Source organism: Streptomyces sp. NPDC043870 (assembly GCF_056435785.1).
Map to the genome: position 1 here is coordinate 138009 of NZ_JBWKDT010000013.1, position 13425 is coordinate 151433.

11 protein-coding genes and 1 pseudogene are annotated in these 13425 nt (G+C 72.5%); 3 read left to right on the forward strand and 9 right to left on the reverse strand.

From position 1 onward, the window contains the following. Nucleotides 1-18 precede the first annotated feature (18 nt). The 5 genes from AC0699_RS18785 to AC0699_RS18805 all read right to left on the reverse strand — a co-directional run bounded on the left by AC0699_RS18785 (nt 19) and on the right by AC0699_RS18805 (nt 7869). Nucleotides 19-1482 (reverse strand): penicillin-binding transpeptidase domain-containing protein, encoded by a 1464-nt coding sequence (locus AC0699_RS18785; protein ID WP_478661348.1) that lies wholly within the window; start codon nt 1480-1482, stop codon nt 19-21. After that, nucleotides 1479-2873 (reverse strand): FtsW/RodA/SpoVE family cell cycle protein, encoded by a 1395-nt coding sequence (locus AC0699_RS18790; protein ID WP_478661350.1) that lies wholly within the window; start codon nt 2871-2873, stop codon nt 1479-1481. The genes AC0699_RS18785 and AC0699_RS18790 overlap by 4 nt, the downstream gene beginning before the upstream one ends. 26 nt (nt 2874-2899) lie before the next feature. Further along, nucleotides 2900-4327, reverse strand: coding sequence for an ATP-binding protein (locus AC0699_RS18795; RefSeq protein ID WP_478661352.1), 1428 nt, complete (start codon nt 4325-4327; stop codon nt 2900-2902). Then, on the reverse strand, nt 4324-5028 hold the full coding sequence (locus AC0699_RS18800) for a hypothetical protein (protein ID WP_478661355.1): 705 nt from the start codon (nt 5026-5028) through the stop codon (nt 4324-4326). Before AC0699_RS18800 ends, AC0699_RS18795 begins: the two co-directional genes overlap by 4 nt. A gap of 708 nt (nt 5029-5736) precedes the next feature. Then, nucleotides 5737-7869: a HEAT repeat domain-containing protein gene (locus AC0699_RS18805; RefSeq protein WP_478661358.1), complete on the reverse strand. Its 2133-nt coding sequence runs from the start codon at nt 7867-7869 to the stop codon at nt 5737-5739. Nucleotides 7870-8030: 161 nt separating this feature from the next. On the opposite strand from AC0699_RS18805, the gene AC0699_RS18810 reads away from it, so the two are divergent. Then, nucleotides 8031-8843, forward strand: coding sequence for a nuclease-related domain-containing protein (locus AC0699_RS18810; protein WP_478661450.1), 813 nt, complete (start codon nt 8031-8033; stop codon nt 8841-8843). Between the two features lie 79 nt (nt 8844-8922). On the opposite strand, the gene AC0699_RS18815 is transcribed toward AC0699_RS18810, so the two are convergent. Genes AC0699_RS18815 through ligD form a run of 3 tightly spaced genes read right to left on the reverse strand, consistent with a single transcriptional unit; the run spans nt 8923 to nt 11221 of the window. After that, nucleotides 8923-9354: a nuclear transport factor 2 family protein gene (locus tag AC0699_RS18815; RefSeq protein WP_478661359.1), complete on the reverse strand. Its 432-nt coding sequence runs from the start codon at nt 9352-9354 to the stop codon at nt 8923-8925. A 59-nt stretch (nt 9355-9413) separates the two neighbouring features. Further along, a complete protein-coding gene (locus AC0699_RS18820; RefSeq protein ID WP_478661362.1) occupies nt 9414-10340 on the reverse strand; it encodes an ATP-dependent DNA ligase in 927 nt (308 codons plus the stop codon). Continuing rightward, nucleotides 10337-11221 (reverse strand): non-homologous end-joining DNA ligase, encoded by an 885-nt coding sequence (ligD, locus tag AC0699_RS18825; protein ID WP_478661364.1) that lies wholly within the window; start codon nt 11219-11221, stop codon nt 10337-10339. Before ligD ends, AC0699_RS18820 begins: the two co-directional genes overlap by 4 nt. A gap of 50 nt (nt 11222-11271) precedes the next feature. On the opposite strand from ligD, the gene ku reads away from it, so the two are divergent. Then, on the forward strand, nt 11272-12384 hold the full coding sequence (gene ku / locus AC0699_RS18830; protein WP_478661366.1) for a non-homologous end joining protein Ku: 1113 nt from the start codon (nt 11272-11274) through the stop codon (nt 12382-12384). A gap of 32 nt (nt 12385-12416) precedes the next feature. Here ku and AC0699_RS18835 read toward each other — a convergent pair whose 3' ends face one another. Then, on the reverse strand, nt 12417-12992 hold the full coding sequence (locus AC0699_RS18835; protein ID WP_478661368.1) for a TetR/AcrR family transcriptional regulator: 576 nt from the start codon (nt 12990-12992) through the stop codon (nt 12417-12419). Between the two features lie 54 nt (nt 12993-13046). Between AC0699_RS18835 and AC0699_RS18840 the strand changes: the two are divergent. Next, nucleotides 13047-13366, forward strand: a pseudogene (locus AC0699_RS18840) (DUF2867 domain-containing protein); the annotation flags it as partial. Between the last annotated feature and the right edge of the window lie 59 nt (nt 13367-13425).

Sequence of the window (13425 nt, forward strand, 5' to 3'; positions counted from 1 at the left end):
CGCAGACCGGCAACCCGGTCAGGGCTTCCGCAGCGCCGCCACCATCACCGCTCTCGCGATCGGCGCCGCGTCGCCCCCGCCGCTGATCTCGGCGCCGGCCGCCTCCGGGTCCTCGACGACCACCGCGACCGCCACCACCGGGCGGCTCACCTCCCGCTTCTGCGAAGCCCAGGCGATGAACCAGGCGTACGGCGTGCCGCGGTTGCCGACGCCGTTCTGGGCCGTGCCCGTCTTCCCGCCGACCGTCACTCCGGCGATCTGGGCGCGCGTGCCCGTCCCCTTCTCGACCGCCTCGACCATCAGCCGCTGCAGCTCCTGCGCCGTCACCGGGTTCATCGCCCGCTGATACGACCGCCGCGGTGTCTCCCGGACCGTGTCGCCGTCCCAGGTCGTCGTCCGCTCGATCAGATGCGGGTACGGCAGCTCCCCTCCGTTGGCGACGGCCGCCGAGACCATCGCCATCTGCAACGGCGTGGCACTCGTGTCGAACTGGCCGATGGACGACAGCGCCAGCTGGTCCACGCTCATCCGCCGGTCGAAGTTGGACATGGCGACCCGGGACGGAATCCGGAGTCCGCCGTCGTTGAACCCGAACCGGCCCGCCGTCTCCAGCATCCCCGCCAGCCCCACCTTCGTCCCCAGGTTCGCCATCACCGTGTTGCACGACCACTTGATCGCGTACACGAGCGACGCCTTCTCGCAGCCGGGCACCGGATTGGGGAGCTCCGTCCGCGTGCCCGGGATCCGATACGGATCAGGCGTGTCGGTCGGGGCGTCCACATCCGTGACGACGCGGGCCTCCAGCGCCGCCGCCGCCGTCACGATCTTGAAGGCGGAGCCGGGCGGATACGTCTGCCGGATGGCCCGGTTGAGCATCGGACGGCTCTCCGACCCGTTGAGCCGCTTCCAGGCGGCCGTGACGGCCGCGCTGTTGCCGGAGAGCACTCCGGGGTCGTACGAGGGGCTGCTGACGAGCGCCAGGATCCTGCCGGTCGACGGCTCGAGCGCGGCGACCGCGCCACGCCGGCCGCCGAGGCCGTCGTACGCGGCCTGCTGCATCGAGGCCCTGATGGTGGTGACGACCTTGCCGCCGGGCCGCTCGGAGCGGGTGATGTCGTTCCAGAAGGGGAGCGGGGCGAGCAGCGGATCGGTGCCGGACAGGACCGGGTCCTCGGCGTGCTCCAGCAGCGTCGTGCCGTACGTCTGGGAGGCGAAGCCGGTGACGGGCGCGTACATCGGGCCGTGCCGGTACGTGCGCTCGTACCGCAGCTGCTGGCCGGTGTCCTTGGAGCCGGTGATGCGCTGCGAGCCGACCATGATGTCGCCGCGCGGCTCGTCGTAACGGGCGATCTCCGGGCGTCGGTTGGCCGGGCTGGCGTTGAGCTCGCCGGCCTGGAGGACCTGTACGCGCACGGCGTTCACGAGCAGCGCGACGAGCAGCAGCAGGCAGAGCGCGGCCGCACGCCGGATGTAGCCGGTCATCGTGCCTCCTCGGGGGTGCCCGGCGTGGCGGCGGGCGCGATGACCCCGGTCTCGACGGGCTCGGGGTGCGGGGCGCGTGCCGAGTCGCTGACCCGGATGAGCAGCGCGACGATGATCCAGTTGGTGACGACGGAGGAACCGCCCTGCGCCAGAAACGGCATGGCCATTCCGGTCAGCGGGATCAGCCCCATCACCCCGCCCGCGATCACGAAGACCTGGACGGTGAGGATGGCGGCCAGACCCACGGCGAGGAGGCGTCCGAAAGGATCGCGCAGGGCGAGGCCCGCGCCGTAGCCGCGGGCCACCAGCAGCGCGTACAGCAGGAAGACGGCGGTGAGTCCGGCCAGCCCAAGCTCCTCGCCGGCGGTCGCCAGGATGAAGTCGGACTTGGCGGCGAAGCCGATGAGGACCGAGTGGCCCGCGCCGAGCCCGGCGCCGAAGACGCCTCCGGCGGCGAACGAGAACATCGACTGGGCGAGCTGGCTCGGCCCCTGGCCCGCGTCGATGGAGGCGTACGGATCGAGCCAGTCCTCGACACGGCTGTGCACATGCGGTTCGAGGGCGCCGGCGGCGAACGCCCCGACGCCCGCGAGCAGCAGCCCCACGGCGATCCAGCCGGTCCGGCCCGTCGCGACGTAGAGCATGATCACGAAGAGCCCGAAGAACAGCAGCGAGGTGCCGAGATCCCGCTCCAGCACCAGGACGGCGACGCTGACCAGCCAGATCGTGACGATCGGGCCGAGCACCCGGCCGGTGGGGAGCTGGAGCCGCCAGATCCGGCGGCCGGTGTGGGCGAGGGCGTTGCGGTTGGCGGCGAGATAGGCGGCGAAGAACAGCGCGAGCAGGATCTTCGCGAACTCGCCCGGCTGGAAGGAGAATCCGCCGATCCGGATCCAGATCCGGGCGCCGTTCACCGCCGGGAAGAGGATCGGCACGATCATGAGACCGAGCGCGGCGGCGACCGAGAGATACGCGTACCGCTGCAGGATCCGGTGGTCGAGCAACAGGACGACGACCGCGATGAAGAGCGCGACGCCGAGCGTGGACCAGATCAGCTGGGTGGGGGCGGCCCGGTCGCCGGGTGTCTCCAGGTCGAGCCGGTAGATCAGCACCAGCCCCACGCCGTTGAGGAGCACCGCGATCGGGAGCAGGAGCGGGTCCGCGTACGGGGCGCGGATCCGCACGGCGAGATGCGCGAGCAGGGCGAGCAGACCGAGGCCCGCGCCGTAGGCGACGGCATCGGACGGGACGGCGCCGTTCCTGGCGAGGCCGACACCGACGTAGCCGTAGACGGAGATGAGGACGGCGCAGACCAGGAGCGAGAGCTCCACACCCCGCTGCTTCGGCGGGTGAAGTGCGGGTGGGGGAGCGTCCGCTGTCGTTGCGGTCATGTCCCGCAACGTAGCAAGAGGGCGTCTTATGTCCGCTTATCCATGGACGTAATGGGTTCCATGTCGGCGGCGGGGTGGTCGGCGCCGGCGCCCTGCGCGGCCGGTCCGTCGTTCTTCGAGCAGCCCGACGAAGTCGCGAAGCCCGATGGAGCAGTGGAGTCCGGGCAGTCCGCGAGGTGGACGTACTCGGGAAGTCTCAGCCTGGCGACCGCCCCGCCTTCCGACGCGTTGGCGAACACCAGCTCCGCGCCGATCACCGCGGCCTGCCCCACCGCGATCGTCAGTCCGAGGCCGTGGCCCTTGCCGCCCGACTCCGTACGGAACCGCTGCGGGCCGTGCTCCAGCAGATACTCCGGATAGCCCGTGCCGTGGTCGCGGACCGAGACCACCGGCCCGTCCACCGACACCGTCACCGGCTGCGCCCCGTGCTTGTGAGCATTGGTGATCAGATTGCCGAGCACCCGCTCCAGCCGGCGCTTGTCGGTCTCGACCCGTGCCGGGTTCACGATCCGCAGCTCCGTCTCCGCACCGGAGGCCCGCACCATCCGCACCAGCCGCTCCACCAGCGGAGCCAGTTCGTGGATGTCGAGATCGACGGTCTCACCGCCCGCGTCCAGGCGCGATATCTCCAGCAGATCCTCGGTCAGCGCCCGCATCGTCCGCACCCGGTCCTGCACCAGTTCGGAGGGGCGGCCCGGCGGCAGCAGCTCGGCCGCGGCGGACAGCCCGGTCAGCGGGGTGCGCAACTCGTGCGCCACATCGGCGGTGAAACGCTGCTCGCTCAGCAGCTTTCCCTGGAGCGTGGAAGCCATGGTGTCCAGCGCGCCGGAGACCGTGGCCACTTCGTCCTCGGGGCGTGAAGGGTCCTTCGTGCGGGGATCGTTGACACGCGCGTCCAGATCGCCCGCGCTGATCCGCCGCGCCACCTGCGCGGTCAGATGCAGCCGCCGGGTGACCCGGGTCACCGCGAACGCCCCCACCAGCAGCGTGGCGCCGATCGCCAGCACCGAGGAGCCGAGGATCGCCCGGTCCAGGCCGGAGATCGTGCTCGCGCTGAGCGTGTAGTCGATGCGCACCGCGATCGCGCGGCCGTCGGCCGGGCCCGCCGCCCACATCGTCGGCCGCCCCCTGAAGTCGGCGACCACCGTGCCACGCTGCCCACGCAGGGCGAGAGCCCGCAGCTCGCCCGGCATCCCCGGCGGATCCACCGCGCCGAACCGCCCGACCGGCTCGCCCGCCTCGTACGCCCGCGTCACGTCCTCCAGTCGGGCCAGGGCCTTCTCGCGGGCCTGGTCCACCGTCTGCTGGGTCACCGACACATGCACCAGCGCGCCGAGCAGTGCCGCGAGCGCGCAGCACATCACGGTGATGAAGACCGCGGCCTTCCAGGTCAGCGTCGCGGTCCAGGAGGGCAGCCGCGGCCGCCTGCGCCGCGGGGTGGAGCGACGGGTCATCGGGCGTCCGCCGACGGCTTCTGCCTGCCGGGCTTGGCGGGCTTGACCCGGACGATCTCGTCACGGGTGGGGAGCATCGTGCGCTGCTGCTCGTCCCAGGACCAGGCGGTCCGGTACTCGTAGCCGGGGATGCCCGCCGAAACGGCGCGCGTGATCAGGTTTCGCCCGGCCAGTTCCACGCTGACGATCGGCTCCGTGTGCGCCATGATGCGCGTCAGCCCGCCCTTTTCCGGCATGTAGATGCGAATCGCGGTCTGTTGTTCGGGCAGGGTGATGCCGACGATCAGCTCGTCCTTTCCGTCGCCGGTGAGATCCCGGTAGTACGGCTTGAGTATCGGGCAGGCCTTCGGCTTCGTTCCGCAGTCGCGGATCTGCCGGGCGGTCCGGGCGTAGAGCCCGTCGACGCCGGTGACCTCGCCGGGGTCGGCCTTCACCTCGGCCTGGACGACGGCGACCGGGTCCACGGTGCGGACATCGCCGTCCGGCACCTTGATGCCGGGCACGTGTTGAGTGTCACTCTCGCCGTAGTCGACCGGAGGCGCGGAGATCGGCGGCAACTCGGGCCACAGCTCGACCGGGCCGATGGCGGTCGGGGTCGCGCCCGCGCTCTCCAGCCCGCCCGCGTCCTGGCAGCCGGACAGCAGCAGTGCGGCGGCCGTGGCCGCCAGCGCTGCGCCGATGACGGTGCGGAACGGGCTCAAGGGGCTCCCTGCTGGTGCTGCGTGTCACATCACTTCACGCGGCCGGGACGAGGCCGCGAGGAAGATGATGTCGTCCGTGCGGTGACCATTCTCGGCCGGGCCACCGCAGATGGCCGGACGGGGCTCCGGCCGCTCGGTCGTCCCGCAAACCTTATTCGTACGGAAGTCGAGGGTGGCCCGACCGCCTACGGGCCCGCACCCGGCATCCGAGCCGGACCCGGGCCGAAGCGGACCCCTCACCCACGGCCCGCACCCGGCATCCGAGCCGGACCGGGCCGATCCGGAACCCACCACCCACGACCCGCACCCGGCATCCGAGCCGGACCGGGCCGAACCGGAACCCACTACCCACGACCCACACCCGGCATCCGAGCCGGACCCGGGCCGAACCGGAACCCACCACCCACGACCCGCAGTCGGCGGACGGTCCGGGGCGGGGCCGTGCAGGGTCGGCCCCGCAGGGACCGGCGGAAGTACCGGGTGCTCCCGCGGTACCGGGCAACCCGCCGGTCCCGAGGAGTCGAGCCCGGAGGGGCCCCGCCCCACCACCCACCGGCACACCCCGAGCCCGTCCGGCGATTGAGGACGGACACACCGGATGCCGCCACGGCACCGGGCACACCGTCACCGCGCCCCCGCCGGAGGCACCCCGCGCCCCCGCCGGAGGCACCCCGCGCCCCCGCCGGAGGCACCCCGCACCGTACCGCCCTACAGACCCGCCCCCGCCCGGCCGCCCCGCCCCGACAGCGCCGCACGGCACAGCGCAAGCAAGCGCTCGTCCTGTTCGATGTCGTGGCTCCCGGAGCCGCCGTCCAGGACGTTGTGGCGGCGCGGACGGGAGAGCTCGGCGCGAAGGAGCGGCGCCGCGTCCGATGCCGCGCGGCCCATCTCGGCCAGGCACTCGGCCACCTCGACGCGCCCGTACCGGTTCTCCTCCCAGGCCGTGCGCAGCACCGGGAGTGCCTCCCCGGCATCCCCGGTGACCCGCCACAGCGCCACCGCCGCGTCCATGCGCAGCCAGCGCTCCCGCGAGCTGAGCAGCTCGCGCAGCGCGGGCGCGGCGTCCGCCGCCCGCGGGCCGACGAAGCCCAGCGCCGCCGCGGCCGCCCGGCGCTCGTCGGGGCCGTCCGCCATCAGCAGCTCGCGCAGCACCCGCAGGACGGCACCGGTGTCACCCGTGGCGCCCCCGTCGCCCGCGTCGCCCGCGACCGCCCACAGCGCCCGCGCCGCGGCCGTCGCCACCGACGAGTACGGGCTGCGCAGCAGCTCGCGCAGCTCCGGTGCGGCCGGAAGCGCCGCGCGGCCGAACGCCGTGAGCGCCCGCAGCGCCGCCTCGGTCGCCCACTCGCCGCCCTGCGCCGGGGTGCCGCGCAACACCCGCAGCACCTCGGGCAGCGCCTCGACGGCCCGCAGAGCGGCCAGCCCGTGCAGCAGCGGGGCGGCCCGGTCCGAGAGTTGTTCGTCCAGCGCGACCTCGCCGAGCCGGCGTCGCAGCACCGGCGCGAGCGGCGCGGCCGCGGCGCCCAGATAGGACACCGCGAACGCCACGTCACGCGGCAGGTCCGGTTGCTCCAGCGCCACGGCGAGCGCCGGGACGGCACGCAGGTCGCCGAGTCTGGCCAGCGCGACCAGGGCGTGGTGGTCGCCCTGACCGCGCTCACCACCCTCACCGCCCTCGCCACCCTCACGGAGCAGCCCGCTCTGCGCGACCCGGTCCGCGAGCGCGTCCGCCGCGGGCATGGCCAGCCCGAAGAGGCTCTCCAGCAGGATCGCCGCGGCGGCCCGCAGCCGCGGGTCGGGGTCGCCGAGCTGCGCCCCGACGAGCCGTACGACCTCGTCGTACGAACCGCGCCAGGCCCGGATCAGGCTGTGACACATCCACACGGCGTCCGTGCGCTGTATCGGGTCGGCGCTGGTCAACTGGCCGGTGAGCAGGGCGATCCGGTCGCCGACGCGGTCGCCGAGCGCCGAGTGCAGGGTCCGCAGCAGATCGTCCGCCCACAGCGCCCCCGGCCCGCCGCCCTCACCGCCCGGGCCCGCACCCCCGCCCGAACAAGAGCCCGACACCGCGCCTGCGCCCGAACAAGAGCCCGCACCCGCGGCCGTACCCCCGCCCCCGTCCGCCGCCCGCAGCAGCGCCGTCGCCGTCGAGGCGATGTCGTCGGGGAGACGTCCCGGGGCGCACCGCGCCAGCTGCGCCAGCGCGGACAGGCGCAGCCCCGGCGGGTGGTGCGGGGCCAGCAGTGTCGTCAGCCACCGGACTGCCTCCGCGCGCAGCGACTCGTGGCGCAGGGCGATCCGCCCCACCGCCTCGACCAGTGCGAGCCGCACCTCCGTGTCCGGCTCCGCATCCAGCCGGTCCCGCAGCAGGGCGAGCACCCGCGCCGGCTCGCCGTGCAGCATCGCCAGCGCGCACGGCGCCTCCAGCCGCACGCCGGGGTCCGGGTCGCCGAGCAGGCCGAGGAACACATCCGCGCCCGCCGCCACCGCGGCCGCCGCCATCGCATAGTTCGCGGCGTCCTCGAACTCCTCGTCCTCCGGGTCGAGTTCGTCGTCACCGTCCAGATCGATGCCCCCGATGCTCGTGAGCAACTCCACGACGGCGCCCCGGTCCTGGACCTCGGGACTGGCGACGAGCTCCAGCAGAAAGGGGATGCAGGCCAGCGTCGAGTCGTAGACATCGCCCTGGTGGTGCACCGCTGCGTACATCCCGTCGAGCGCGCTCTCCCGCTCCGCCGGATCCGCCGAGGCAAGCCCCCGCAACAGTCCCGGGACATCGTCCGCCGGACCGTACGCATGCACCATCGAGGCCCAGTCGACCTCGTCGATCCCCGTGAACACGCTGTTCCCTCCCGCGAGCCAGGTACTTGGGGAGAGTGTGCACCACGACTGCGACAACCACGCTGTGCGTGTGAGCCGAAGAAGCGCCGCCGCGCCTCGGCAGGCCTCTTGCCCCCGCCGTGCCGTGGCTGCTCCCATGGTCGAGGGGGGTGATGACGGGGATGATCGGACTGCGCGTCACACCGGTACGGACGTACGGCCGTTCGCGGCTGTACGTCAGCCTTCCCGGCGGGCGGAACGTGGCCTGGTACGACCAGGAGTCGCACCGGGTCAGTCTGGTCCTCGGCGAGTTCCGCGACGAGGTCCTCGCCGCGCTCGCCCCGTATGTCACCGGCGAGGTGACCGTCGGCCCGCCGCCGGTGCCGACCGCCGACGAGCTCGCGCGGCTGTCCCTCGATCCCGACGACGATCTGGCGCCCAACCGGCCGGGGGAGGCGCTGCACCTCGCCCTCGCCCGGGCGGGCGGCGGCGGGGAGCGGCGCCGGGACCCGAGGCGCGCCGAGCTGGCCGCGCACGAGCTGCTGGGCGCGGAGTTCGACCGGCTGGAGGACACCGGCTGGCGGGTGATCCACTCGGTGCCGCTGCCCGGTGATGTGAGCCGCGCGGGACGCATCGACCATCTGGTGATCGGCCCGGCGGGGGTGCTGGCGGTACGGACGTTCGCGGCCCGGAAACGACGCGTACGGATCTCCGGAGAGCTGGCCGCCGCGGGCCGCGACGAACCTCGGCCCGAGCTCCGCTGGGCCCGCCGCGGCGCCGAGCGGGCCTCGCTCGCGCTGGCCACGGCGGTACGCCCGGTGCTCGCCGTCGTCGGAGCGACCCGGCTCGAAACCGTCCCCGCGCCGCCGGACGTCCGGATCCTCTCCGAGGGAGAGGTGGCCTCCTTCGCCCGGCTCGGGGGAGTGCTGAAGCCCGCGGACGTCGAGTCGCTGTACGGGCATGCCCGCAACCGCAGAACCTGGCTGCGGGCATGACACCGTCATCGGCGGTGGCGGCGCGCACAGCCCCGCCACGACCAGGAGCGGCTGCCACGACCAGGAGCCGCTGCCGGAACTAGCGGAGGTTGTCCCCCCAGCCGCCCTGCAGCATGGTCTGGAACGCCCACTTTCCGTCCCGCTTGATCAGGATGTCGGCGTACCGCAGCTGCTGCGTGGTGTCGCCCATCCTCATGGTCGAGTCGGTGAAGACGACGGCCATGGCCGGGCTGAGGAAGACGGGCGTCCGCACCGACTCGAAGCCGATGTCCGCTGAGCCGTCTCCCATCACATGGGTCATGGTCTCGACGAACTGCTTGCGGTCCCACTGCGCGGCCGCGCCGTTGCCCGTGGAGTCGTCGCTGACCAGATTGAGCGGGAAGACCGCCAGATCGGCCATCCGCTCGATGTCACGGCGCGCACTGGCCGCGTCGTAGTCGGCGAACCACGCCTCGATGTCGGCGAGTTCATCGGCAGTCGGGGTGTAACCGGTGTCGGGCAGCTGGGTCACGCATTCTCCTCTTCAAGTTTGACTAGTGAGGAGAATGTACCTCGGTCGTGTCGAGCTAGTCAAACTTGATTAATCAAATCGTCCCGGAGCCTCAGTACGGTCGCCACGGTGTGCCGCGCCGTGCCGCGCTCGACCTCGGCCAGGAGCCCCGGCGCGACCGCGCGGTACGGCACCTTGCCCACGCCGATCGCCATCGCCGTCCCCGCAGGGGCGCCCGTCTCGCGGCCCGCCAGCACACCGCCCGCATGCGCCCGCAGGGCAGGCGGCAGCGGGCTCGACACGACGGGGGTGTCGTCGTCCGCCAGGACCAGGACGAGGGCGGCAGGCCGGTCCGCCGGACCGGTGAAGCCGACCACCGCGGCGTCATGGACGTCCGTGTGCCGCAACTTGCGCCAGTCGCGGGAGCCGGCCCGGTAGGGCTGCCGGAGGTGCTTGACCACGAGTCCCTCGATCCCGGCCGCCGTGAGCGTCTCGTACCAGGTGGCCGCGGTTTCCGGGTCCGTCGTCATCGGCACCGGCTGGAGCGGCGGCCCCAGCGGGTCGAGCAGCCCGACCAGCCGCTCCCTGCGCAGGCTGTACGGCGCGGAGCGCAGATCCTCGCCCTCCTCGGCGAGCAGGTCGAAGGCGGCGTACGAGGCGGGCAGCCGGCGGGCGAGGATTCCGGCCCGTGCCGCCGTGGCCGCGGCGCGGCGCTGCACGGCCGCGAAGTCGATCCGGCCGCCGGTCCAGATCACCACCTCGCCGTCGAGCACGGTGCCGTCGGCCAGCGGTTGCGCGGCCTCCGCCAGATCGGGGAAGGCGCCGGTGACGATCCGCCCCGAGCGGGCCTGCAGTACGGCCGCTCCCTCCAGCTTGAAGATCAGCATCCGGTGGCCGTCGAACTTCGGTTCGTACGCCAGTCCTTCCCCGCGCGGCAGGGCCGGCACCGGTTCGGCGAGCGCCACCTTCAGCGGGGGGCGCAGCGTGCGCATGGCGTGGGTGCTCATGGCAGCGTGCCCGCGGCGGCGGGGTCCATCAGGGGCCCGAGGAGATCTCCGTACAGGTCGAGCCGCTTCGCGATGTCGCCGAGCCGGAAGACCAGCGCCTCGGGAGAGTCGCAGCCCTCGACCTCGGCCCAGGTCACGGGTGCGGACACGGTGGGTTCGGGCCGCGCGCGCAGGGTGTAGGGCGTGGCGGTGGTCTTGGCCGCAGCGTTCTGGCTGTGGTCGACGAAGACCTTCCCGGGGCGCAGGGCGCGGGCCATCCGGTGGACCACCAGCCCCCCGAGCCCGGCCTCGGCCTCGACGGCCAGCCTCTTGGCGTACGCCGACGTCTCCTCCGCCGGGGTCGGCTCCAGCGGTACCAGCAGATGAAGGCCCTTCGAGCCGGAGGTCTTGGCGTACGCGTCGAGGCCGTCGGCGGCCAGCCGTTCGCGCAGCCACAGGGCCACGTCACAGCACTCCACGACGGTGGCGGGCGGCCCGGGGTCGAGGTCGAACACCATCCGGTCCGCCCAGGCCGGCCGGGCCACCTGCCACTGCGGGGTGTGGAACTCCACGACCAGGTTCGCCGCCCACATCAGGGACGCCAGGTCCTGGACGACCACCTGCTCGCCGGTCTCGCGCGAGGAGCGCGGCACCTCGGCGACCGTCACCCAGGAGGGGGTGCCGGGCGGCGGGTTCTTGGTGAAGAACAGCTGGCCGTCCGGGCCGTCCGGGTAGCGGAGGAAGGACAGTGGGCGGTCCCGGAGGTGGGCGAGCAAGGCGTCCGCGGTGATGGCGTAGTAGTGCAGGACCTCGCCCTTCGTGGTCCCGGTGGCGGGGTAGAGGACCTTCTCCAGATTGCTGAGGGACAGGCGCCGCCCCTCCACCTCTGTGATGGGCGTCATACGATGAGAATCCCATGAATCATCTCTATATCTAACGAAAGGGATGAAACGTGCGATCCATCTGGAACGGCGCGATCTCCTTCGGGCTGGTCAGCATCCCGATCAAGCTCGTCAACGCCACGGAGAGCCGCTCGGTCTCCTTCCGGCAGATCCACACCGCGGACGGCGGCCGGATCCGTTACCGCAAGGTCTGTGAGCTGGACGACGAGGAAGTGGCGACGGCGGAGATCGGCAAGGCGTACGAGGACGCCGACGGGACGATGATCCCGATCACGGACGAGGATCTCGCCGCGCTGCCGCTGCCCACGGCGAAGACGATCGACATCGTCGCCTTCGTGCCGGCCACGGAGATCGATCCGCTCCAGATGGACGCGGCGTACTACCTCTCGGCGAACGGGGTGCCCGCGGCGAAGCCGTACACGCTGCTGCGTGAGGCTCTCAAGCGGAGCAAGAAGGTCGCGGTCGCCAAGTTCGCGCTGCGCGGCCGCGAGCGCCTCGGCATGCTGCGGGTCGTCGACGATGTGATCGCCATGCACGGACTGCTCTGGCCGGACGAGATCCGCCGGCCGGAGGGGGTCGCTCCGGAGACCGAGGTGACGATCCGCGACGCCGAACTCGACCTGGCGGACGCCCTGATGAACACGCTCGGTGAGGTCGACCTCGAATCGCTGCACGACGACTACCGGGCGGCGGTCGAGGAGATGATCGCCGCGAAGGCGGAAGGCGTCGAACTCGAACCTCTGCCCGCTCCGGCGGGCGGCGGCAAGGTCATCGACCTCATGGCCGCGCTCGAGAGCAGCGTCCGCGCGGCGAAGGAGGCGCGCGGGGACGAGGCGGAGGACGTAGCGGCCGTCACGGAGCTTAAGGCCCGCAAGAAGGCGCCGGCCAAGAAGGCCCCCGCCAGGGCGCCGTCCAAGGCCACGGCCAAGACCGCCGCCAAGGCCACGACCACGGCTGCCCCCAAGGAGACGGGCGCGAAGAAGTCGACGTCGACGGCGAAGAAGACGGCCGCGGCCAAGTCGGCCAAGTCGACGGCGGCGAAGACCACTGCCAAGACCACTGCCAAGTCCACCGCCAAGTCCACCGCCAAGTCCACCGCCAAGTCCACTGCCAAGAAGACGGCGGCCAAGAAGACGACCTCCCGCAGGCGCGCGTCTGCCTGACGCCCCAGCGGCACCGGCACACGCGGATGACGCTACTTCGAGGACACTCCCTCGTCGCTCCGCAGCAGGGCGTTCAGCGCCGCGTCCAGATACGCCCCCCTGTCCGGCCCGGAGGGCAGCGTCTCGGGGACCGCGTGGGTCAGTTGGGTGTGCCCGAGGTAGCTCGTGTACGCGAGGAGACCGCGAAAGGCGGCCGCATCCGGCGGAAAGCCGAGCTCCTCGAAGAGCGCCGTGAGGTATCCGACGCGCCGGTCCGTCACACGGCGGAGCACTGCCGCGACCTGGGGGTGGTCGGCCGTGGCCAGGAGGGAGACCTCCAGGGTGTCGTCCGCCGCGGCGGCCGTCGCCTCGGCGAAGAGCAGGCGGAGCCGTTTCTCCGGGTCCGGCTCGCGCTCGACCAGGGTGATGATCTCCTCCGTGCAGATCTCCTCCCAGCGCTCCAGCGCCGCCTCGACGAGTGCGTCCCGGTTGCGGAAGTGCCAGTAGAAGCTGCCCTTGGTGGTCCCCAGTCGCACCGCGAGCGGTTCCACCGCGACCGCGGCGAGCCCGCGCTCGCCGATTGCCGTCAGCGCCGCGTCCGCCCAGTCCCGTGCGGTGAGTCGTGCCATGTTCCGTACGGTACCGTACGGAGAGAAACATACGCTGCCGTATGGAGATGTGCGATGCGCACGGTACGGAACGTCCACGAGCGGATCGTCCAGGCCCCTGCCGACGTCGTCGGCGCCCTGATCGACCGGCTGTCGGCCGACGACGACCCGCTCTTCCCCACCCCCGCCTGGCCCCCGATGCGCTTCGACCGCCCGCTCGGCGTCGGCGCCGAGGGAGGCCATGGCTTCGTCACGTACAAGGTCGGCGCGTACGAGCCGGGCCGCAGCATCCGCTTCGACTTCACCCCCCGGGGAACGGCTACCACCGCGTCGACGTGGAACCGGCCGCTGCCGGCCGCTGCCGGGTCGTCCATGCCTCGGCGCTCCGTCAGCCGCCGAGCGGCATTACGCCTTTCGGGCGATGCCGTAACACCCCTGTGCGGAGCAGGTGTTG

Excerpts from the sequence above, each read along its gene's own strand:
- AC0699_RS18785 (WP_478661348.1), bottom strand. The coding sequence starts at position 1,482 with ATGACCGGCTACATCCGGCGTGCGGCCGCGCTCTGCCTGCTGCTGCTC.
- AC0699_RS18790 (WP_478661350.1), bottom strand. The coding sequence starts at position 2,873 with ATGACCGCAACGACAGCGGACGCTCCCCCACCCGCACTTCACCCGCCG.
- ligD (WP_478661364.1), bottom strand. The coding sequence starts at position 11,221 with ATGACGCCCATCACAGAGGTGGAGGGGCGGCGCCTGTCCCTCAGCAAT.
- AC0699_RS18835 (WP_478661368.1), bottom strand. The coding sequence starts at position 12,992 with ATGGCACGACTCACCGCACGGGACTGGGCGGACGCGGCGCTGACGGCA.
- AC0699_RS18820 (WP_478661362.1), bottom strand. The coding sequence starts at position 10,340 with ATGAGCACCCACGCCATGCGCACGCTGCGCCCCCCGCTGAAGGTGGCG.
- AC0699_RS18810 (WP_478661450.1), top strand. The coding sequence starts at position 8,031 with ATGATCGGACTGCGCGTCACACCGGTACGGACGTACGGCCGTTCGCGG.
- AC0699_RS18795 (WP_478661352.1), bottom strand. The coding sequence starts at position 4,327 with ATGACCCGTCGCTCCACCCCGCGGCGCAGGCGGCCGCGGCTGCCCTCC.